At 69.7% G+C, this 21110-nt stretch carries 17 protein-coding genes; 4 read left to right on the top strand and 13 right to left on the bottom strand.

What is annotated here, in order from left to right; genetic code table 11:
• Positions 1-9: 9 nt before the first annotated feature.
• Positions 10-1278, top strand: a complete 1269-nt coding sequence (locus ACOYR3_RS12095) for an amidohydrolase family protein (protein WP_422842632.1) — start codon at positions 10-12, stop codon at positions 1276-1278.
• A gap of 177 nt (positions 1279-1455) precedes the next feature.
• Here ACOYR3_RS12095 and ACOYR3_RS12090 read toward each other — a convergent pair whose 3' ends face one another.
• The 9 genes from ACOYR3_RS12090 to ACOYR3_RS12050 form a co-directional block, all read right to left on the bottom strand.
• A complete protein-coding gene (locus tag ACOYR3_RS12090) occupies positions 1456-2589 on the bottom strand; it encodes an ABC transporter permease (RefSeq protein WP_422842631.1) in 1134 nt (377 codons plus the stop codon).
• Position 2590: 1 nt separating this feature from the next.
• On the bottom strand, positions 2591-5332 hold the full coding sequence (gene rbbA / locus ACOYR3_RS12085; RefSeq protein WP_422842630.1) for a ribosome-associated ATPase/putative transporter RbbA: 2742 nt from the start codon (positions 5330-5332) through the stop codon (positions 2591-2593).
• Positions 5329-6438: an HlyD family secretion protein gene (locus ACOYR3_RS12080; protein WP_422842629.1), complete on the bottom strand. Its 1110-nt coding sequence runs from the start codon at positions 6436-6438 to the stop codon at positions 5329-5331. The genes rbbA and ACOYR3_RS12080 overlap by 4 nt, the downstream gene beginning before the upstream one ends.
• Positions 6439-6713: 275 nt before the next feature.
• Entirely contained in the window at positions 6714-7937 is a 1224-nt protein-coding gene (locus ACOYR3_RS12075; RefSeq protein ID WP_422842628.1) for a GGDEF domain-containing protein, read from the bottom strand.
• 183 nt (positions 7938-8120) lie between these two features.
• Positions 8121-9422 (bottom strand): hypothetical protein, encoded by a 1302-nt coding sequence (locus ACOYR3_RS12070; protein WP_422842627.1) that lies wholly within the window; start codon positions 9420-9422, stop codon positions 8121-8123.
• 155 nt (positions 9423-9577) lie between these two features.
• Complete coding sequence (locus ACOYR3_RS12065; RefSeq protein WP_422842626.1) at positions 9578-10345, bottom strand: hypothetical protein; 768 nt, start codon at positions 10343-10345, stop codon at positions 9578-9580.
• Positions 10346-10349: 4 nt separating this feature from the next.
• Entirely contained in the window at positions 10350-10925 is a 576-nt protein-coding gene (locus tag ACOYR3_RS12060) for a hypothetical protein (RefSeq protein WP_422842625.1), read from the bottom strand.
• Positions 10922-11221, bottom strand: coding sequence for a DnaJ domain-containing protein (locus ACOYR3_RS12055; RefSeq protein ID WP_422842624.1), 300 nt, complete (start codon positions 11219-11221; stop codon positions 10922-10924). The genes ACOYR3_RS12060 and ACOYR3_RS12055 overlap by 4 nt, the downstream gene beginning before the upstream one ends.
• 174 nt (positions 11222-11395) lie before the next feature.
• The gene (locus ACOYR3_RS12050) at positions 11396-12109 is read right to left on the bottom strand and encodes a YebC/PmpR family DNA-binding transcriptional regulator (RefSeq protein ID WP_422842623.1); all 714 of its coding nucleotides are present in this window, start codon (positions 12107-12109) and stop codon (positions 11396-11398) included.
• A 203-nt stretch (positions 12110-12312) separates the two neighbouring features.
• On the opposite strand from ACOYR3_RS12050, the gene ACOYR3_RS12045 reads away from it, so the two are divergent.
• The gene (locus tag ACOYR3_RS12045) at positions 12313-13542 is read left to right on the top strand and encodes a nucleoside recognition domain-containing protein (RefSeq protein ID WP_422842622.1); all 1230 of its coding nucleotides are present in this window, start codon (positions 12313-12315) and stop codon (positions 13540-13542) included.
• A gap of 319 nt (positions 13543-13861) precedes the next feature.
• Positions 13862-14587 carry a hypothetical protein gene (locus ACOYR3_RS12040; RefSeq protein ID WP_422842621.1) on the top strand — a complete coding sequence of 242 codons (726 nt, stop codon included), beginning with the start codon at positions 13862-13864 and terminating at the stop codon, positions 14585-14587.
• Between the two features lie 18 nt (positions 14588-14605).
• Here ACOYR3_RS12040 and ACOYR3_RS12035 read toward each other — a convergent pair whose 3' ends face one another.
• From ACOYR3_RS12035 to sbcB, 3 genes are all read right to left on the bottom strand, one after another.
• Positions 14606-15925: a protein kinase domain-containing protein gene (locus ACOYR3_RS12035; protein ID WP_422842620.1), complete on the bottom strand. Its 1320-nt coding sequence runs from the start codon at positions 15923-15925 to the stop codon at positions 14606-14608.
• Positions 15926-15955: 30 nt separating this feature from the next.
• The gene (locus ACOYR3_RS12030; RefSeq protein ID WP_422842619.1) at positions 15956-17203 is read right to left on the bottom strand and encodes a cystathionine gamma-synthase family protein; all 1248 of its coding nucleotides are present in this window, start codon (positions 17201-17203) and stop codon (positions 15956-15958) included.
• Positions 17204-17444: 241 nt separating this feature from the next.
• Positions 17445-18890 carry an exodeoxyribonuclease I gene (sbcB, locus tag ACOYR3_RS12025; RefSeq protein ID WP_422842618.1) on the bottom strand — a complete coding sequence of 482 codons (1446 nt, stop codon included), beginning with the start codon at positions 18888-18890 and terminating at the stop codon, positions 17445-17447.
• A 208-nt stretch (positions 18891-19098) separates the two neighbouring features.
• On the opposite strand from sbcB, the gene ACOYR3_RS12020 reads away from it, so the two are divergent.
• Entirely contained in the window at positions 19099-20511 is a 1413-nt protein-coding gene (locus ACOYR3_RS12020; RefSeq protein WP_422842617.1) for a lytic murein transglycosylase, read from the top strand.
• Positions 20512-20548: 37 nt separating this feature from the next.
• Here ACOYR3_RS12020 and ACOYR3_RS12015 read toward each other — a convergent pair whose 3' ends face one another.
• Positions 20549-20806 (bottom strand): DUF2789 domain-containing protein, encoded by a 258-nt coding sequence (locus ACOYR3_RS12015; protein ID WP_422842616.1) that lies wholly within the window; start codon positions 20804-20806, stop codon positions 20549-20551.
• Positions 20807-21110 lie beyond the last annotated feature (304 nt).

Here is a 21110-nt window from a genome sequence, read left to right as displayed (position 1 = left end):
TCCGTCACCATGCTCGACCTCCTCATCACCCACGCCACGCTGCCCGACGGGCGCCAGAACATGTCCATCGCCGTGCAGGACGGCCGCATCGCCGAAGTGACCGAGGGCTTGCAAGCCCCCGCGCACGAGACGGTGGATGCGGGCGGCCTGCTGGTGAGCCCGCCGTTTGTGGACGCGCATTTCCACATGGATTCGACCCTGAGCTACGGCCAGCCGCGCGTGAACGAAAGCGGCACGCTGCTGGAGGGCATTGCGCTGTGGGGCGAGCTCAAGCCCACGCTGACCCACGATGCCATCGTTGAACGCGCCCTGCAGTACTGCGACATGGCCGTGGCGCGCGGCCTGCTGGCGGTGCGCAGCCACGTGGACACCAGCCACGAGAGCCTGCTGCCGGTGCAGGCGCTGCTGGAGGTGAAGCGGCGCGTGGCGCCCTACCTGGACCTGCAGCTGGTGGCATTTCCGCAAGACGGCGTGCTGCGCAGCCCGGGCGGGCTGGCCAACCTGAAGCGTGCGCTGGACCTGGGCGTGGACGTGGTGGGCGGCATTCCCCACTTCGAGCGCACGTATGCCGACGGCACCGAGAGCGTGAAGATCCTGTGCGAGCTGGCCGCCGAACGCGGTAAACGCGTGGACATGCACTGCGACGAGAGCGACGACCGGCACTCGCGCCATGTCGAGACCCTGGCATACGAAACCCAGCGCCTGGGCCTGCACGGCCGCGTGACGGGCTCGCACCTCACCTCCATGCACAGCATGGACAACTACTACGTAAGCAAGCTCATCCCCCTGATGCGCGAGGCCGACCTGGGCGTGGTGGCCAACCCGCTCATCAACATCACCCTGCAGGGCCGCCACGACACCTACCCCAAGCGCCGCGGCATGACCCGCGTGCCCGAGCTGATGGCCGCGGGCCTCACCGTGGCGTTCGGCCACGACTGCGTGCTGGACCCCTGGTACAGCGGCGGCAGCGCCGACATGCTGGAGGCCGCCCACATGGGCCTGCACGTGGGCCAGATGACCAGCCAGGCCGGCATGCGCCAGTGCTTTGATGCGGTGACGGTGAACCCCGCCCGCCTGCTGGGGCTGGAGGGCTACGGCATCGCCCCGGGCTGCCATGCGGACCTGGTGCTGCTGCACGCCCGCACGCCCGTGGACGCCATCCGCCTGCGCGCGGCGCGCTTGGGCGTGTGGCGGCGCGGCCAGCGCGTGGCCGACCAGCCCGCGCCCACGGCGCAGCTGCACCTCCCGGGGCGGCCGGGGAGCGTGAGCTTTTTGTAGTGGGCTGCTGCAGCCACCACAGATCCGTAGGTCGGGTTGGGCATAACCCGACACCTTCGGCATCGCCAGATGCATGTCGGGTCACGCTGCGCTAACCCGACCTGCGAATCATCGGAAAATCGGGCTCCAGCGCCTATCCAGCGTGCGCTGGCAGCTATAAAAACAGAAGCACCCCGGTCACGCCATCCGCGCGATGGTCTTGCGAAACCGCGCCAGCGCCAGCGCAAACAGCACCGCGCCGATGGCCAGCAGCCATACCAGCGACGACCACACCACCGACAGCCCCGCGCCCCGGTACAGGATGGCCTGGGACAGCTCGGTGAAGTGCGTGGTGGGCGCCAGCGCCATCACGTACTGCACCCACAGGGGCATGCTCTCGCGCGGGGTCACGCCGCCGGACAGCATCTGCAGCGGCATCATGATGAGCACCATCAGCAGCCCGAACTGCGGCATGCTGCGCGCCACGGTGGCCATGAAGATACCCATGGAGGTGGTGGCAAACAGGTGCAGCGTGGTGCCCAGCAAGAACAGGGGCACCGAGCCCTCGATGGGCACGCCGATGGCGCCGCGGATCACCACGGTGAGCGACACCCAGGTAGCCGCCAGCACCACCAGGGCCATGGCCCAGACCTTGGCCAGCATGATTTCGCCGGGCGTCACGGGCATGACCAGCAGGTGCTCCACCGTGCCGTGCTCGCGCTCGCGGATCAGCGCGGCGCCGGTGAGGATGATGGAGAGCATGGTCACGATGTTGATCAGCTCCATGAGCGAGCCGAACCACGCCGGGGTCAGCGCCGGGTTGAAGCGCGCCCGCACCGCCAGCTCCACCGGCTGGGCGGGCACGCTGCGGTCGCGCTGCACGAACTCGGCCGCCTCCAGCTGCACGATCTGCTGCACCGCGCCGTTGGCCGTAAAAGCCTGGCCCATGCGCGTGGCGTCCACGTTGAGCTGGGCCTGGGGCGCCCGGCCCGCCAGCACGTCACGCTGGAAGTGCGCGGGGAGGTGCAGCACCAGCGTGAAGCGGCCCGCGTCCAGGCCCGGGTCCACCTCGCGCAGGCCGATCATGGCCGGGCGGGTGAACTGGGGCGGGTAGAAGGCGCTGGCAATGCGCTGCGACAGCGCCGAGCCGTCTTCGTCCACGATGGCGATGGGCACGTGGTACAGCGTCTCGGGCTGCGCCTTGCCGGCGGAATACACCGCCAGCGTGGTGGTGTAGACGATGAGGAACAGCATGGCCGGGTCGCGCCACAGGCTCCACAGCTCCTTGATGCCCAGTCTGAAAATGTTGGCCCACCGGCCACGCAGTGCCATGTCAGGACTCCTGCTTTTTCAACAAAGCGATTGCGGCGCCGATGATGACCGGCGCCGCCACCAGCATGGGCCAGAACTCGGCCTGCAGGTCTTGCAGCGTGAGGGCCTTGTTGAACACGCCCCGGCTGATGGTGAACATGTGGCTGGCCGGGTAGACCTCGCCCACCCAGCGGGCAAAGCCCGTCATGGCCGAGACGGGGTTGATCAGGCCCGCGAACTGCACCGCCGGGATGAGCGTGCCCACCATGGCAAAGAACATGGCCGCGATCTGGCTGCGCGTGACGGTGGACGCCAGCAGCCCCATGCCCGTGGAGCACAGGCTGAAGACCAGCGCCGCCAGCGCCAGTGCGCCAAAGCTGCCCGTCATGGGCACGCCAAACACCGTCACGGCGGCCAGGCACATGAGCACGAAGTTGAACAGCGCCAGCAGCACATAGGGCATCTGCTTGCCCAGCATGAACTCGGTGCGGGTGGTGGGCGTGACGTACAGGTTGATGATGGAGCCCAGCTCCTTCTCGCGCACCACGGCCAGCGCGGTGAGCATCGCGGGCAGCATGAGCAGCAGCAGCGGAATCACGGCGGGCACCATGGCCGGCAGGCTGCGCACGTCGGGGTTGTAGCGGTAGCGGGTTTCCACCTCCACCAGGCTTCGGGGTGCCACGCCCGTGCGGCTCTGGACGGCCTGGGCCAGCCAGTCCTGGTGCATGCCCAGGGCGTAGCCCATGGCCGTCTCGGCGCGCTGGGGCATGGCGCCGTCCACCCAGGCGCCGATCTGCACGGCCTGGCCGCGCTCCAGGTCGCGCGCAAAGCCGGGCGGGATCTCAAGCGCCAGCGCGATCTCGCCCGAGCGCATGCGCTGGTCCAGCTCCGCGTAGCTGGCGATGAGGGGGCGCTCCACAAAGTAGCGCGAGCCCGCCAGGTTCAGGGTGTAGGCGCGGCTGGCGGCGGACTGGTCGCGGTCCAGCACGGCAAAGCGCAGCTTTTCCACGTCCATGCTGATGCCGTAGCCCATCACGAACATCAGGATCAGAGAGCCCAGCAGCGCCAGCGCGCCGCGCACCGGGTCGCGCCGCAGCTCCAGTGCCTCGCGCCACTGGGTGCTGTGGATGCGCGCCAGGCTCTGGCGCAGGCGCTGCGCCCAGGTCGGGCGCGCCAGGGCCGCGCCCACCGGCACCGCGGGCGCGGGCTCTGCCGGGGCCTGCCCGGCCGAGCCGCCGCCGGCGTCCACCAGGTGGCCGATGAAGGCCTCTTCCAGCGTGGCGGCGCCGCGCTGGGCCACGATGTCGGCCGGGGCCGCGCTGGCCAGCACCCGGCCCGCGTGCATGAGCGAGATGCGGTCGCAGCGCTCGGCCTCGTTCATGAAGTGGGTGGAGATGAAGATGGTCACCTTGTCGCGCCGCGCCAGCTCCACCATCAGCCGCCAGAAGTGGTCGCGCGCAATCGGGTCCACGCCCGAGGTGGGCTCGTCCAGGATCAAGAGCTCCGGCTCGTGCACCATGGCCACGGCCAGCGACAGGCGCTGGCGCATGCCCAGCGGCAGCTGCATGGGCAGCGTGCCGCGCGCGCCCTGCAGGCCAAAGCGCTCCAGCATGGCCTGCACGCGCCGGGGCACCTCGGCCTCGGGCACGTGGAACAGGCGGGCGTGCAGCACCAGGTTCTGCTCCACCGACAATTCGCTGTACAGCGAGAACGCCTGCGACATGTAGCCCACGCGGCGCCGCGTGGCCATGTCCTTGGGGTCCACCGGCTGGCCGAACAGCCAGGCCTGCCCGTCGGTGGCCGGCAGCAGGCCGGTGAGCATCTTCATGGTGGTGGACTTGCCGCAGCCGTTGCTGCCCAGGAAGCCAAAGATCTCGCCGCGCTGGATGCGGAAGCTCACGTGGTCCACCGCCACGAAGTCGCCAAACTGCATGGTCAGGCCCTGGGCCTCGATGGCGATCTCGGCGGCCGCGTCCGCCTGCAGCGGCGTGATGACCACCGGCTGGTGGCCGCGCCGCTTGGCCTCGGGCAGCAGGGCCACGAAGGCGGCCTCCAGGCTGGCATGGCCGGCGCGCTGCACCAGCTCGGCGGGCGTGCCCGTGGCCAGGATGCGGCCTTCGTCCATGGCCACCAGCCAGTCAAAGCGCTGGGCTTCCTCCATGTAGGCGGTGGCCACCAGCACGCTCATGCCCGGGCGGCCGGCGCGGATGCGGGCGATCAAGTCCCAGAACTGGGCCCGGGCCAGTGGGTCCACGCCCGTGGTGGGCTCGTCCAGGATGAGCAGGTCCGGGTCGTGGATGAGCGCGCAGCACAGGGCCAGCTTTTGCTTCATGCCGCCCGAGAGCTTGCCCGCGGGCCGCGCCAAAAACGGGTGCAGCCCCGTGCTGCGCGTAAGGTCGTCAATGCGGCGCCGGCGCTCCGCCGCGCCGTGGCCGAACAGGCGGCCGAAGAACTGCAGGTTCTCTTCCACCGACAGCGTGGGGTACAGGTTCTTGCCCAGGCCCTGGGGCATGTAGGCGATGCGCGGGCACACCGCGTCGCGGTGGCGGCCATCGGCCATGTCGCCGCCCAGCACCGTCACCCGCCCCTGCTGCACTGCCCGCGCGCCGGCCACCAGCGCCAGCAGGCTGGACTTGCCCACGCCGTCCGGCCCGATCAGGCCCACCATGCAGGCGGCAGGCACCTGCAGGTCCACAGCCGCCAGCGCCACGGTGGCGCCGTAGCGCTGGCTGACGCCGGCAAGGGTGACAACCGGTGGGGTCACTGTGCGGCCTGGGGGGCAGCGGTCCGCAGGCTTTCCTTCACCGCCAGTTGCGGCGGCCAGGGCACGCTGGAATCCATGCGCAGCCAGGCCACGCCAGGCAGGCCGGTCTTGACCTGCTCGCGGTGGCGCTGCAGCAGCTCCTTGGGAATCTGCGCCCGCACACGGAACATCAGCTTTTGCCGCTCGCTGGCCGTCTCGACCGTCTTGGGCGTGAACTGCGCGGTGCTGGCCACAAACGACACGGCCGCGGGGATCACGAAGTCCGGCGCGGCGTCCAGCACGATGCGCACTTCGCTGCCCAGCGCCACGCGGCCCGCCACGGTCTCGGGCAGGAAGAAGGTCATGTACACATCGGTCAGGTCGGCCAGCTGCAGCACGCGCGCCCCGGCGCCCACCACCTCGCCCGGCTGCACCACGCGGAACTGCACGCGCCCGTCGCGCGGTGCCTTGAGCTCGCTGTCGGCCAGCTCCACGTCGATGCGCGCCAGCGTGGCCTCCAGCGCGCGCACATTGGCCTCCGCACTGGTCACCTGGGCGCGGGCGGCGCCAATGCCGGCCTGCGCGGCCTTGGCCTGCGAGCGCGCGGCCGTCAATGCCGCCTGCAGGCTGTGCACCTTGGCGCGGTCGTCGTCCAGCAGCTGGCTGGAGAAGAAGCCCTCGCGCGCCAGCTTTTCCGAGCGCGGCAGGCGCCGCTGGGCGGTATCCAGGTCGCTCTCGCGCTGGGCCACCACGGCCAGCGCGGCCTGGTGGTCGCTTTCGCGCTGGGCCACCTGCACGCGGGCGCTGTCGATGGCCGCCTGGGCCTGCTGCAGCCGCGCCACGGCTTCGGCGCGCTGGGCCTGCAGGCTGTCGATCTGCATGCGGGCCACGGGCTGGCCGGCCTGCACGAAATCGCCCTCGCCCACCAGGATCTCCTGCACCCGCCCGGCCAGCTTGGCCGCCACGGCCACCTCGGTGGCCTCGATGCGGCCGTTGCCGCTGACAAAGCCCGGCCCCGGCCCTGCATCGCGCCAGGGCGCCAGCCGCCATGCAAGCGCTGCGCCCGCCAGCACCACCGCCACCACGGCAATGATCTGCGCTCGGCTGCTGATAGTTTGAATGCCCATGGTGCTCCCTGTGTCGGTCCCCAAAAATCGGCCTGCGAACCGTTCAAGAGGACGCCAGGCATGGTAGCTTCGCGCCCGCACTGCCCCAAGCGGCAAGGCACGCTCGCTTGACTTGTGTCAACTTTGGCCCGGCATCAGGCTTTTTCTTGCACGCGCGGGCTTGGGATGGCGGGCAGCCGGCCCTGCCAGCGGCGGCCGCTCTCTGCGTTTTAGTAGGCAAAACAGCCTGCAGCGCTTGCTGAACAAGCGCAAGCAGCTATGCTTTCAATAGCACCTCACCCCAGGACCAGCGGCGCCACGCGCCCCCCGGCCGCCACGGGGCCGGACAGTGGCGCCGGGCTGGGCGCGGGCTGCACTTCGACCCGGTTGCGCCCCCGCTGCTTGGCCTGGTACATGGCCTCGTCTGCGCGCTGCAGCACGGCGTCCGGCGCGTCGGCCGGGCCGGCCAGCGCCACGCCGATGCTCACCGTCAAGGCTGCGCAGGCGCCGCCCCCCACCGGCACCGGGGTGCTTTCCAGCAGGGACCGCAGACGCTCGGCCACGGCGGCGCCCCCTGCGCTGTCGGCGTTGGGCAGGAAGATGCTGAACTCCTCGCCCCCCAGGCGGCCCATCACGTCTTCGTTGCGCAGGCAGCGCTGAGCCACCTGCACGAAGTGGCACAGGGCGTCGTCCCCGCCCTGGTGGCCCCAGGTGTCGTTGATGTTCTTGAAATGGTCCAGGTCCAGCACCAGCACCGCCAGTCCGCTCTGCGCCCGCTGGGCGCCGCTCAAGGCCTTGTCCAGCAGGGTCAGAAAGGCCCGGCGGTTGAACACATTGGTCAGCGGGTCCACCTCGGCCAGGTGGCGCAGTTCGCTGGTGATGAACTCGTTGGTCAGCATCAGCGCGCCAAAGCCGATCAGCACCAGCGCCGCGTTGGACTCCAGCACCACGATATGGGACAGGGCCGCCACCAGCGCCCCATCGCCCGCGTTCCGCGGCACCGCCAGGGCGAACGCCAGGGGCCGCAGCAGCACGAACAGCCCGTGGGCCCCCACCATGGCGGAGAACAGGTAGCGCGCAGGCACCTGGCGGAAGCCGCCATGCGCAAGGGTCCGCGCCGTCAGCACGAAGCACACGCCCGACATCAGGCCCGCCAGCACGAACCGCACCCCGGTGTGCGGCCGGACCATGGTGAAGTACAGCGCGACCGCCGTCAGCAGCCCCACCGCCAGTACCGCCCACCCGTGCCGCAGCGGCTTGCGGCCCATGTAGACGCGGCTTCCCATCCAGCACAGGTAGCCGGTCAGGCTGATGCTGATCTGCGCCACAGCCACCGACAGCGGTTCGGGCAGCCCGTCGCGCACCAGCAGGCAGGTGCTGAACACCGAGCTGCTGAGAAACGCCAGCACCCACAGGCGCAAACCTGGAATCTGGCGATTGAAATACCACACCGCGAACAACAGCGCGGTGATGAGCATCGACAGCATCGCCGCCAGGATGATCAGGGTGGGACTGTGCACAACGCGTACGCCGGAAAAGCAGGGTCTTCAGCAGGGGCGCGCGCGGGACGTCGGGGGCGCGGCGGGACAAGGCGGGCAAGCATGTTAACCCAGCCAACGCGCTGCCGACGGGGCGCCTGTTGCGCCCGCGCCGCGAAACGCCGCGGCGGCAACGCCCCCCGGGTCGCAGAGCGGCGGCGCCGGTCAGCCCTGCACGTTGCATTCCCGGCGCAGCAGCGCCAGGGCATCGTGCATCTGGTAGTCGCGGTCGCTCAGCAGCGTGGCCTGCGCGTCCTGCACAAAACCGTTCCACAGCGCCAGGTAGTCCGGCTGGTGCACGCCGGGGGCATGGCTGCGGATGAAGTCGGCCGCCAGTTCGGGCTGCAGGCCGGATTTGCGCGCCTTGCGCACCAGGCTGGCAGCGGCCTTTTCGGTGAGCAGCGTCTTCTTGGGCACGCCCGCGGCCAGACACAGGAACAGGGTGAGCAGCGACGGCTCGTCGTCGTGCCCGTCCACCGCCCGCATCCAGGTCTTGCTGGCAGGCTGCGGGGGCTCGTCGGTTTCATCGAGCGCGTCCAGGCTGCGGTGCAGCTGGTCCACCTCGGCCAGCGGGTCGTCCAGCAGAAAGTAGCGCGCGCGAAAGGCGCCCAGCGGCCGCAGCAGCGTGCGCAAGGCCACCTTGGGGTCCAGCAGGCGCGGCAGGTCGGCCTGCACGGCTTCCCTGTGGGCCTGCACCACGCTGCGCAGTTCGGCGGGCAGGCCGTTCGGGAGCGTGGGAACCAGCGGCTTGGCCGCAGCGGCGCGCGCCTTCTTACGCAGCGCGGTCACGCGCCGGTCCAGGGCCGCCGCGCTGGGCCAATCGCCCTCGGCCAGGGCGCCCGGCGCAATCGCCTGCATCAGCAGGGCCGTGCGGATCACGGCTTCGGCGTCGGCCCCGGCCGCCTCCAGCTCGTCCGTGTCCAGGTCGTACTGCTCGGCCAGCCACTCGGCGGCGCGCAGGGCCTGGGCAATCTCGCTGCGGCGCGCCCATTCCGCGCGGTACTCGGCATGGCTGCGCAGCGACCACGCGGCCAGCAGCGCCGTCTCCGCATCGGCATAGCCGGCCATGCCGAAATTGCTGCTCTCGGGCAGGGCAATCAGCCGCCGCAGCATGTCCGACCCGCCCTTGGAGCGCGACAGCAACGAGTGGTCGCGCAACGACACGGCCGCCTGGGCCAGGTCGCCGCCCGTGGTCTCCAGCAGGTACAGGCTGATGAGATTGACCATGCGGTCCCGCGCCTTCTCCAGCTCGGGCCGCAAGAACTCGGTGCCGAAGTAGCGCGCAATCTGCACCATGCCCTTGGGCGCATCGGCATGGATGGCGGCCAGCCGCTCCGCACCCAGGATGCCGTGCTGCACGCCGTAGACCAGCGCCTTTTCAAAGAATGGGCGGGCGTCGTGGAGCTGCAGGGCGCTGGCAGCCGCCGCAGGGGAAGTATCGGGAGAAGGCGTATCAGGCAGGGTCATAGGGTATCCATCACACACTCGGCGTTCCTCACGGCCCCTGCAACGGGCGCGGCCCGAGCCAGGACCGCTGCGCAAGGGCCGCCCCGCCGCGCTGGCGGTGTCCCCCTTTCCGAACGGCATTGCCGAAGGCGCGCAGCGCCACAGGGGGAGGTTCTCTAGATCGCAGACTCTTCGTCCGACGTGCGCGCCGCGGGCGTGGCCTTGCCCCGGTCGGTTTCGCTGGTCTCGAACTTGCCGTCGTCTTCCTCGGCGGGGGTCTCGTCGCCCTCTTCCAGGCCCAGGTCAAAGGCACGCGCCTTGGCGCGCAGCACCAGCAGCATTTCAATGAACAGGTCGCGGCACTCGTAGCGCAGCAGCCAGGCCATCTGCATCCAGTCGCCGTCGGCCACCTCGTCCAGGTCCACGCGGGGCTGCACGTAGCCCGAGGCCAGCAGTTCGTCGTCGCTGAGCGTGGGGCCGTAGTCCTCGGTGGCGTCAAAGGTGCCGGTGCGCGCGAACGCCTCGATGCGGCTCCACTTTTCGGCAAAGTAGTTGGCCAGGGCCTCGGCGCCGCCCTCCAGGTCGCCGATCGCGGTGAGGAACTCCACCGGATCGGCGCCGTCGCGGAAGATCACCGCGTTCACCATGTTGCGCAGGTGGGTGTGGGTGAGGTCCTTGTACTGCTTTTCCAGCACCATGGCGCGCGCAAACTGCTCGGGCGTGACGAGCAGGTTGACGACAGACGCCTTGGAGTCGTCGTACTCGCGCATCACGGCCAGGATGTCCTTGGGCGCGAGCTGGTCCAGCACCACCATCAGGGCGTTGTCGCCTTCGGCATCGGCCAGGTCGGCCAGGGCCGCCTCGGCGCCCACGATGTCGCCGGCGGCGATCAGGCTGGTGGTCTTGGTGATAAGGGCCAGGTGTTGGTTGCTGCTACTGCTCATGGGGTCATTCCTTGCGCTCAAAGCCCACATCGGCCAGCCAGTTGGCGCTGGCCTCTTCGCGCGTACGGCTGTTGTGCGGGTCCACCGCGTCGTCGGCGCTCAGGGCGCTGTAGTCGTCGTCGTGCTCGGCGGTGTCTGCGCCGTCTTCATCGGCCTGCGCGTCGTCGTGCATTGCGGCGGCGGGCGCTAGGCGGGCGTGCTGTTGCAGGTATTCCAGGCCGGCGGCCACCGCCAGAAACCGCGCGCCCTGGGGCTCGCGCAGCACGGTCTGGGCCAGGCCCTGCGCCCAGGGCTCCAGCGCCACGGCGTGGCCCAGGCTGTGCCAGTCGGGCAGCTCGTCGCGGCCCTGGGCCAGCAGGCGCTCCACGGCGTCGGCCTGCACAAAGCGGAAGGCCTGGTGGAAGGCCACCGCCACCATCTCGGGGGCCAGGTCCATCATCTGCACCAGAAAGCCCATCTCGGCACGCTTTTCGGCCAGGCGCTTGCGCAGGACGTCCTTGCCCTCGGAGTCGGACACCAGGTCGTCCAGCTCTGCCTGGTAGGCAGAGCGCAGGTCATAAAAATAAGGAGAAAGTTTCACAGGGCAGAAGGATGGGAAAGAATGCGCGCGCTGTAGGCCTGCCAGATCTCCTGGGCGGTCTGCAGCGGGTCGTCCAGCAGGTTGCGGCGGCGGTTGTCGTCATAGGCCTGGCGGGCGGCGTCGTCCGACAGCACCTCGTAGGCCTTTTGCACGGCCTGGAAGCGCTGCGCGGCATCGGCCGCCGCGTTGCGGTCCGGGTGGTAGAAGGCGGCCTTTTGCCGGAACGCCTTCTTGATGTCCGCCAGCGTGGCGTTGGCCGGCACGCCCAGCGCGGCGTAGTGGTCTGCAGTCGTCATGCGGGAATAGCGAACGGGTCGTTGGAAGGCTCAGGCCCCGCGGCGGGAAGGCCTTGCGGGGCCGCCGGCGCGTCGGCGCCGACAGCGGAGATGGGGCGCACCGCCCCAAAAAACAAGAGCGGCCGCGCGCGGCGGCCTGGCTGTATTGCCAGCCCTATCGGTGATCTGTCTTTATCAGCCGGCCAGACTCACAAAGACGTTCTGCACGTCGTCGTTGGCGTCGATGGCGGCCAGGAAACTCTCCACCTCTTCCAGCTGCTCGGCCGTCAGGTTGGCGGGGTTCACGGGGTTCTTGGGCTTGTAGCCCAGCTTGGCCGTGAGCACCGTGAAACCCTGGGCCGGCAGTGCGCGGCTGACCAGGTCCAGGTCGGTCGGGTCGGTCCAGAACATGGTGGTTCCCTCTTCGTCCCCGGCCTCGAAATCCTGCGCGCCGGCCTCGATGGCGGCCAGTTCCGGGTCGGCGCCCGGCGTGGCCGGCTCGGCTTCGATCATGCCGACGTGGTTGAAGTCCCATGCCACCGAGCCCGAGGTGCCCAGCTGCCCCTTGCGGAAGAGCACCCGCATCTCGGGCGCGGTGCGGTTCACGTTGTCGGTCAGGCACTCGACCATCACCGCCACCTGGTGCGGCGCAAAGCCTTCGTAGATCACGCGCTCGTAGTTCACGGCGTCGGCACCGGTGCCGGAGCCCTTCTTGATGGCGCGCTCCAGCGTGTCCTTTGGCATGGAGGCCTTGCGGGCCTGCTCCACCACCAGGCGCAGGCGTGCGTTGCTGGCCGGATCGGCACCGCCGCGTGCGGCCACGGTGATTTCCTTGACCAGCTTGCCAAACAGCTTGCCCTTGGCATCGGCCACCAGGGCCTTGCCTTTTGCTTTCCACTGCGCGCCCATGGGGTTACCTTTTCGTGTGGGATGGGGAGAGAGTTGTGCCGCGGGTCGGCCCACGCGGCAAAACCCTATAGTTTACTCGTGGCCCCCAGAGCCCGGGCCGGGTGCTGGCGGAGCGGTCCGGCTTTGCGGGCGCCGCCTGGCGAGCGTGTAATCTTGGAACCTGCCATGTCTCCGATCCGCCGCCCCCGCCACTAGCGCCCTGCATGCTCAACACCCTCTGGCTTGGTTTCTTCCTTACCGCGGCGGTGGCTGCCCTGGCCCAGTGGCTGGCAGGCGGCCATGGCGAGATCTTTGCCGCCATGGTGCAGGCGCTGTTCCAGATGGCGAAGCTGTCGGTGGAGGTGATGGTGCTGCTTTTTGGCACGCTTACGCTGTGGCTGGGCTTCCTGCGCATTGCCGAGCGGGCCGGCATCGTGGACGCCCTGGCCCGCTGGCTGGCCCCGCTGTTTCGCCACCTGATGCCGGGCGTGCCCAACGGCCACCCGGCCCTGGGCCTGATGACGATGAACTTTGCCGCCAACGCCCTGGGCCTGGACAACGCGGCCACCCCCATCGGCCTGAAGGCCATGCGGGCGCTGCAGGAGCTGAACCCCGAGCCCGGCACCGCCACCAATGCGCAGATCCTGTTCCTGGTGCTCAACGCCTCGTCGCTCACGCTGCTGCCGGTCACCATCTTCATGTACCGCCTGCAGCAGGGTGCGGCCGACCCTACGCTGGTGTTCCTGCCCATCCTGCTGGCCACCTCGGCGTCCACGCTGGTGGGGCTGCTCAGCGTGGCCGTGGTGCAGCGCCTGCCGCTGTGGCGGCCGGTGGTGCTGGCCTACCTGCTGCCCCTGGCCCTGCTGCTGGGGGCCTTCATGGCCCTGCTCTCCACCCTCAGCGCCGCAGCCCTGGCCTCGCTGTCCTCGCTCCTGGGCAACCTCACGCTGTTTGCGCTGGTGGTGCTGTTCGTCGCCGTCGGGGCCTGGCGCAAGGTGCCGGTGTACGAGGCCTTCATCGACGGCGCCCGCGAGGGCTTTGACGTGGCCAAGGGCCTGCTGCCCTACCTGGTGGCCATGCTCTGCGCCGTGGGCGTGTTCCGCGCGTCGGGGGCGCTGGGCTACGTGCTGGACGGCATCCGCTGGTGCGTGGAGGCCGGGGGCATCGACGCACGATTTGTGGATGCGCTGCCGACCGCGCTGGTCAAGCCGTTTTCAGGGAGCGCGGCCCGCGCCATGCTGATCGAGACCATGCAATCCCAGGGCGTGGACAGCTTCGCCGCCCTGGCCGCGGCCACCGTGCAGGGCAGCACGGAGACCACCTTCTACGTGCTGGCCGTGTACTTTGGCGCGGTGGGCATCCAGCGCGCCCGGCACGCCATCGGCTGCGCGCTCCTGGCGGAGCTGGCGGGCGTGGTGGCTGCCATCGCGGTGTGCTACCACTTCTTCGGATGAAGGCCGGGCCGCGCCGACAGGACGTCATTTTCAGTCAATTTCGACCTCAGACCTTGCTGGATAAGTGCCAGCAGCTCCTCTTTCAATAGCAAACTTTCGCGCCACCTGCAAAGTCCTGGCGGCCGCCCGCTGCCTCCTCCAGGCACAGGCGCGAAACGCTTGGTCAAGGAGCGGCGCAACGCCCAGGCAAGCCGCAGCGTTGCCCAGGGCCTACGCTGCCCGGCATCCCGCCCATCGCGGCAACGGTCCTGCGCCGGGCGGTTCCCTTGACGGGTCCTTTCGGCTACCACCGGCCTTTCCCTTGACTTGACTGCACGCCATGCACCTTCTTCGCCCCTCCTTGCCCCGCAGCGCGGTACGTCGCAGCACGCCGCTCGCCGTTTCACAGATTCTGCTGGCGTTGTGCGCCGGTGCCGCCGCCACCAGCGCTGCGGCCGCCACGGTGTTTGACAACCTGGGGCTTGCCGATTCGGGCTTTTACAGCGCCGTGGACTTTGGCCAGCACCTGGGCGTGCGAATTGCCGCCGGCGCGCCGGCGGTCTCCGTCACCGGGCTAACGCTGCTATTGAACGACGCGGGCTCTACCGGCGGCCTGGTCGTGCGGGTGTGCGATGACGGCGCGGGCGGCAGCGCGCCCGGCGCGTCTTGCACGACCTTTGCCCCGCTGGACCCCGTGCCCACGGCCGGGCTGGGGCCGGTGCGGTTCACTGGCACCCACCCAGCGCCCGCGGGCGGCCATGTCTGGGTGGTGGCCCATGGCACGGTGCCCAACCTGGGCCCGGGCAGCCCCGGCAGCAACTACCGCTGGGCCTGGGCGGGAGGCCCCGGAACGACCTATGGCTCCACCGACGGCGGCGCGACCTGGGCACTCGAGCCCGGCACGGTGCTGCTGAGCGTTACCGGGGCGCCCACGGGCGCCCCGGCGGCGGTGGGTATCCCGGCGCTGGGTGGGGCCGGTCTGGCGGTCCTGTCCCTGGTGCTGGGCGCTGCAGGTGCCCGTGCGTCCCGCCGCAGAGTCTTGCGCGGCGGGCGCCAGACTTCGTAGGCGGTTCGCCCGCCCGCCTCACTCGGGGGCGCTCAGCCCCTGCTCCCACTCGGCCACTTGCTCATTGGTGGCAATGAGCCGGCCCACCAGGAGCTTGATGAAGGCCTTGTCAAAGCGCGACTGCAGGTCTTCCGATGCGCCCCGCAGTGCCGGGTTGCGCACCTTGAGCACCAGCACCTCGGTCTCGGCCACGGCGGTGGCCGTGCGCCTGCGGTCTTCGGGCCGCAGATAGGTCATCTCGCCCAGCGTGACGCCAGGCCCCAGGGTGCTGAGGTGCCAGCCCTGGCGGCTGACGGCGACCTGCCCTTCGATCAGGATGCAGAACGAGTCGCCGGGCGTGTTCTCCCGCATCAGCACGGTGCCTTGCTCCAGCCGGCGCCAATGGCCCAGGCGCATCAGCTCCCACAGCGCAACGTCGTGGAAGTCGGCAAAGAACGGCAGCGCCCGCAGGCGGGCAAAGCGTTCGGCTTCGGTGTCCTGCGACTTCTGGCGCGGCAGGCCGCGGTGCACCGACAGCAGCGCCTGGGCAAACTCGTCCCAGGTGGCAAATCGCTCTTCGGGCTGCTTGGCCAGCGCCCGCAGCAGCACGGCGTCCACCGCTTCGGGCAGCGAGGCGCGCAGCAGGCTGGGAGGCGTGGGGGCGTCGTGGCTGATCTTGTACAGCGTGGCAAAGTCGGTATCGCCCTCGAACGGGCGCCGGCCCGTGAGCAGTTCGTACACCACCACGCCCAGCGAGAACATGTCGCTGTGGTGGGTGAGGTCCTGCTCGCGCACCTGCTCGGGCGACATGTACGAGGGCGACCCCACCAGCCCCGAGAGCTGGGTGGCATCGCTGCGCAGCGACAGCGCCGCGCCGAAGTCGGTCAGCTTGAGCTCGCTCGCCTGCGTCAGCATCAGGTTGGCCGGCTTGATATCCCGGTGCACCAAGCCTTCGCGGCAGGCGTATTCCAGGGCGTTGCAGCACTTGAACGCGATGTCCAGCACCTGCGGCACGGGCAGCAGGGTGTCGGGGGTTGAGAAGGCCGAGAGCGGCCGCCCGTCCACGTACTCCAGCACCAGATAGGGCGGCAGGGCTTCTTCGTCGGCGTCCAGCAGCCGCACGATGTTGGGATGGCGCAGGCGCCCGGACAGGGCCGCCTCGTTGCGCAGCAGCTTGCGGTAGCGCTGGGCCTGTTGCGGCTCGCGCAGCAGGTGGGCGTGGGTCTGCTTGATGGCCACCTTGCGCCCCCGGAAGCCGTCCAGGCCCAGGTACACGATGCCGCTGGCGCCCCGCCCCAGCTCCCGCTCGATGCGGTATTTGCCAATGCTGGCGGGCGGTGCGGAGGTGGCTGTGGCCATGGCCGGGCTCTTGCGGGGTGTCGCCGGCGCTCAGGCGCCCTGCAGGGCCTGCGCGAAGTCGGCGAGCAGATCTTGCGTTTCTTCCAGCCCGACCGACAGGCGGATCATCCCGTCGGCGATGCCCATCGCGGCACGCACCTGCGGGCCGGCCTCCCAGAAAATGGTGTGCGCCACTGGGATGATGAGGGTGCGGGTGTCCGCCAGCCCCGTCGCCTTGATGGGCAGCTGCAGCCGGTTGCACACCGCCAGGCACTGGCCGGGATCGCGCAGTTCAAACGACAGCAGCCAGGAGCCCGCCTTCAGGTGCTTTTGCGCGAATGCGTGCTGCGGGTGCGACGGCAGCATGGGGTAGAGCACGCGCGCAACGGCCGGGTGCTGTTCCAGCCATTGCGCCAGGGCCAGCGCCGTGGCGCTGGTGCGGTCCATGCGCAGCGCCAGGGTCTCGGCGCCCAGCGCCAGCTGGTGCGCCGCCTGGGACGACAAGGTCGCCCCCATGTCGCGCAACCCCTTCTTGCGCAGCTGCTGCAGGCCCCAGCCCTTGGGGTCGCCCTTGCGGTAGGCGGCAAAGATGTTCGGGTAGCGGCTCCAGTCGTAGCGGCCGGTATCGGTGACGGCACCGCCCAGCGCAGCGCCCTGCCCGCCGATGCTCTTGGTCAGCGAGTTCAGCACCAGGCCGGCGCCCACGCTCTCGGCCTGGAACAGGTACGGCGACGCCACGGTGTTGTCCACCACGTAGAGCAAACCGTGCTCCTGGCACACCGCCCCGATGCCCTGCAGGTCGGGGATCTGCGTGCCAGGGTTGGCGATGGTTTCCACAAACACCATGCGCGTGGTGGGGCGCAGCGCGGCGGCCACGTTGGCGGCGTTGGTCACGTCCACCAGGGTCACTTCAATGCCCAGGTCGGCCAGCGTGCCGAACACGCTGTTGGTGTTGCCGAACACGAACTGGCTGGCCACCAGGTGGTCGCCCGCCTTGAGCAGCGTGAGGAAGATGGCGCAAATGCCCGCCATGCCGGTGGCAAAGGCGATGGTGCCCCGGCCGTTTTCCATCTGCGTGACCATGGACTCGAGCGCCGCCGTGGTCGGCGTGCCCTGGCGCGCGTAATTGAAGCCGCCCTTGGCGGTGCCCTGGAACACGGCGATCAGGTCCTCGACCTTGTCGTAGCCGTACTGCACCGAGGTGTGCACGGGCTGGTGGATGGCGCCCTGCTCGGCGCCACCCCGGCGGTCGGCGTGAACGATCTGGGTGGTGAAGCTGGGGTTCTGCGGTGTCGTCATAAAAATCTGCGCTGTTTCTGCGGGGCTACTTAGAACCTGTTCAAAATCTTTTCGGGGATCGCATTGGAGTGCAATCGGGATGAGGTGCAAGGTCATTGTGCGACCCCGAAAAGATCTTGAACAGGTTCTTACGAGGCGATCACTACTGGCGCGCCCTGATGCCAATGCACCCGTGGAACTGGCCTTGCCAGGCCACCGGGTGCGTCCCCCTCCGGGCGAAGGCGCGCAGCCCCTCAGGGGGCTACCGTTCCGGTGCAATGTGTTCGGCGTAATCGTACAAGGCGCCCAGAATGTCCTGCGTGCGCTCGTCGTCGGCGGTCTCCGAGAGGGTGTCGATTTCGGTAAAGAGCTGCTCCACCGTGCGCGCCCCGCCCTGCCCGTCGAAAAGGCAGGCGGCGCGGTGCGCCTCCCAGCGCTCCCGCTCCTCGGGAGACAGCGTGGCCGGGAAGTTCCGCGCCCGGTAGCGCCACAGCAGCTCAGCCAGGCGCGGGTCGTCAAAGTTCGCACGCGCCCTGGCCAGCTTGTCGCCGCTCAGGGTACGCAGGTCGTTCAGCAGGCGCCGGTCGTTGTTGCCCACAAACCCGCCGTACAGGTCCTGGTCCACATCCGGCGCGGGCTCTTGCGGGCGGGCAAACACCGCCGGCCAGATGCCGCTCATGTCGGGCAGCGCGCGCGCCACTTCGGCGTGTTGCGCCGCCTGCGCCAGGTCAATGCCCCAGCGCTGCGCCAGGGCGGGCGTGAGCGTGTTCACATTGCCCACCACCATGGGCGACTTGTTGAGGTGAATGGTCTTGATGGGCAGGCGCGTGGTGCCCTCGGGCAGCGCGTCCGCCCGGGTGAACATGCGCAGGCGGATTTCCTCCACGCCCATCGCCGCCAGCGGCGCGGGGTCCTGGGCCAGGTCCCAGGCGATGAGTTCGTTCTTGTTGGTGGGGTGGCTGGCCAGCGGCCACATCACGGCCAGGCAGCCCCGCTCGGCCGGGAACATGCCCGAGACGTGGAGGAACGCGCGCGCACTGGCGGCCGTGGCCGGCAGGCGCAGCTCGGCGGCCACACGGTCCTTCTTGTGCAGCGACAGCGCAAAGTCGAACAGCTTGGGGTGGAGCTGGCGGATCAGCCGGGCCAGCGCAATGGTGGCGCGCACGTCCGACAGCGCATCGTGCGCGGCCTCGTGCAGCAGGCCGTTGGCCTTGGACAGGTGCTCCAGCTTGAAGCTGGCCGCGCCGTCCTCCTTCTTCGGCCACTGGATGCCGTCGGGCCGCAGCGCATAGGTCATGCGCACCACATCCAGCAGGTCCCAACGGCCACATTGGTTCTGCCACTCGCGCGCATAGGGGTCGATGAGGTTGCGCCAGAACAGAAAGCGCGTGATCTCGTCGTCAAAGCGGATGGTGTTGTAGCCCACGCCGATGGTGCCGGGCTGGGCAAACTCCGCCTCGATGCGCGCCGCGAACGCGTGCTCGGGCACGCCTTGCTCCAGGCACTGCTGGGGCGTGATGCCGGTGATGAGGCAGGACTGCGGGTCGGGCAGATAGTCGTTGGCGGGCTGGCAATAAAGCATCAGCGGCTCGCCGATCTCGTTGAGCTCGGCATCCGTGCGGATGGCGGCAAACTGCGCAGGCCGGTCGCGGCGCGGGTTGGCGCCAAAGGTCTCGTAGTCGTGCCAGAGGAAAGTGTGGGCAGGCATGGGCAAACAATGAAAAGCCCGGCCAGGCCGGCCGGGCAGAACCAAGCGGCCAAATGGTACCCCATTTGAAGCAATATTGGCCTCCAGCGCTTGCATGACAAGCGCAAGCAGCTATCAAAAAAGGAGTAACCACGCGCCAGCGGCGGGCCATTCACGCCGTGATACACCTGCGCTCCGGCGCCAGCGCGTCGGCGCGGGACAATCGGGCATGCTTTGTCCCCCTGCCCTGACCTCGGCCGCATTCCGCCGCCGCATCCTCCCTTGGGCCGCCGCGCTGGCCCTGGCCGGCTGCGCCGCGCCGTCTTCCACCGTTGCGCCTGCCGCGCGGCCCCCCGCCCCGGCTGCTCCAGCCGCGCCAGCGCCCCAGCCCGAACGCCCGGCCACCACCTTGCCACCGACTGCGGGCCTCACCGAGCCGCCGCAGACCGCGGCGCACCGGCAAGGCTTTGACCGCTGGAAGGAGGCATTCCGGGCCCAGGCGCTGCAGGCGGGCATCCGCCCGGACACCGTGTACGGCGTGCTCGGCCGCGCCCAGTGGCAGCCCCGCGTGGTGGAGCTGGACCGTGCCCAGCCCGAGTTCACGCGCACCCCCTGGGCCTATCTGGACAGCGCCGTCTCGCCGCAGCGGGTGGCGCAGGGCCGCGCCAAGCTGGCCGAACATGCGGCCACGTTGCAGGCGGCGTCAGACCGCTACGGCGTGCCGGCAGCGATCCTTACCGCCATCTGGGGCATGGAGAGCAACTACGGACAAAACTTTGGCTCCTTCCGCACCGTGGACGCGCTGGCCACGCTGGCCTACGAAGGCCGTCGCCGCGCCTGGGCGCAGAGCGAGCTGCTGGCCGCGCTGCGCATCATTGACCAGGGCGACATCCCCGCCGACCGGATGATGGGCTCGTGGGCTGGGGCCATGGGCCACACGCAGTTTCTGCCCTCGGTCTTCCTGCGGCACGCGGTGGACGGCGATGGCGACGGGCACCGCGACATCTGGGGCAGCGTGCCCGACGTGGCCGCATCGACCGCGGCCTTTCTGGCAGGCGAAGGCTGGCGCAAGGGCGAGACCTGGGGCACCGAGGTCCGGCTGCCCGCCGATTTCGACTACGCGCGGTCCGAGCTCACGGTGCGGCAAAGCACCGGGCAATGGGCGGCGCAAGGGGTACAGCCCGTCGGCAGCGACGCCTTGCCGGCACTGGACGGCGCCTCCATCCTGACGCCCGCCGGCGCCCGCGGACCGGCGTTTCTGGTGGGGCACAACTTCCGCACCCTGCTGCGCTACAACAACGCCGTGACCTACGCGCTGGGCGTGGCCCAGCTGGCGCAGCAGATCGATGGCGGCGCGCCCATCCTGGGCGCCTGGCCGCGGGATCTCCCGGCACTCTCGACCGAACAGGTCAAGGAGCTGCAAGCCGCGTTGAACGCCCGCGGGTTCGACACCGGAGCTCCCGATGGCGTGCCGGGCCCGGCCACACGCGCCGGCCTGCGCCGTTACCAACAAAGCGAGGGGCTCCCCGCCGACGGCTACCCAACGGCGGACCTGCTGGCCCGGCTGCGGGGCACGCAGGCCGCACCGCGGCCTGCAGAACCGCCGGTGCCGCAGGCCGCGCCGGCATCCCCAGCCCGCTGACGGCGCCCACGCGCTCGCCGCTGGCGCCGGGCGCCTTTCACCCCCGCGCGGTGCCGTGCTCGGCGTCGGAGTGCAGCGCTTCGCTGAACTGGTCCACCACCATCGCCCAAGGCGCATCGGCCTTGAGCTGTTCGACCAGGAACGTGCGCTGGGCGTCAGACCAGTAGGGCGCGTCCCCCAGCGCCACTTCGGTGGGCAACTGGTGGCTCTTGATGAACTGCGCAATGCCCTGCTCGCTGGCATCCAGGCCCAGCTGCAGGAACAGATTCGTCATGGTGGGGTCGGCGGTGATCATGGCAGAAGCTCCTTGGGAGTGAAGTGAAGGGATGGGCCACGGCAAGCGCAAACGCCCGCGTGGCCTGGTGCCGGAAACATACCAGCTTGCACACCGCCAAACAGGCCCAGTGGCCTTTCAAAGCTGCTTTTGCCACAAGTTGAGCCTTCGCCGCAGGGCCTATCGCGCAGCACTCCGGCTCGCACTCGGGGTGTTGGCTGACACCCCAGCAGCATTCCCCTGGTGGCGGACCCGCGCGGGCCGGCCTGCGCAAAAAAAAGCCAGCCATCAAACGATGGCTGGCTTTTGGGACTAGGGCCCCAGC

It is taken from the genome of Acidovorax sp. M2(2025) (assembly GCF_049330835.1).
Classification (GTDB): Bacteria; Pseudomonadota; Gammaproteobacteria; order Burkholderiales; family Burkholderiaceae_C; genus Acidovorax.
Note: the sequence above shows the minus strand (reverse complement) of the source record. Positions and strands in the feature narration are given on the sequence as shown.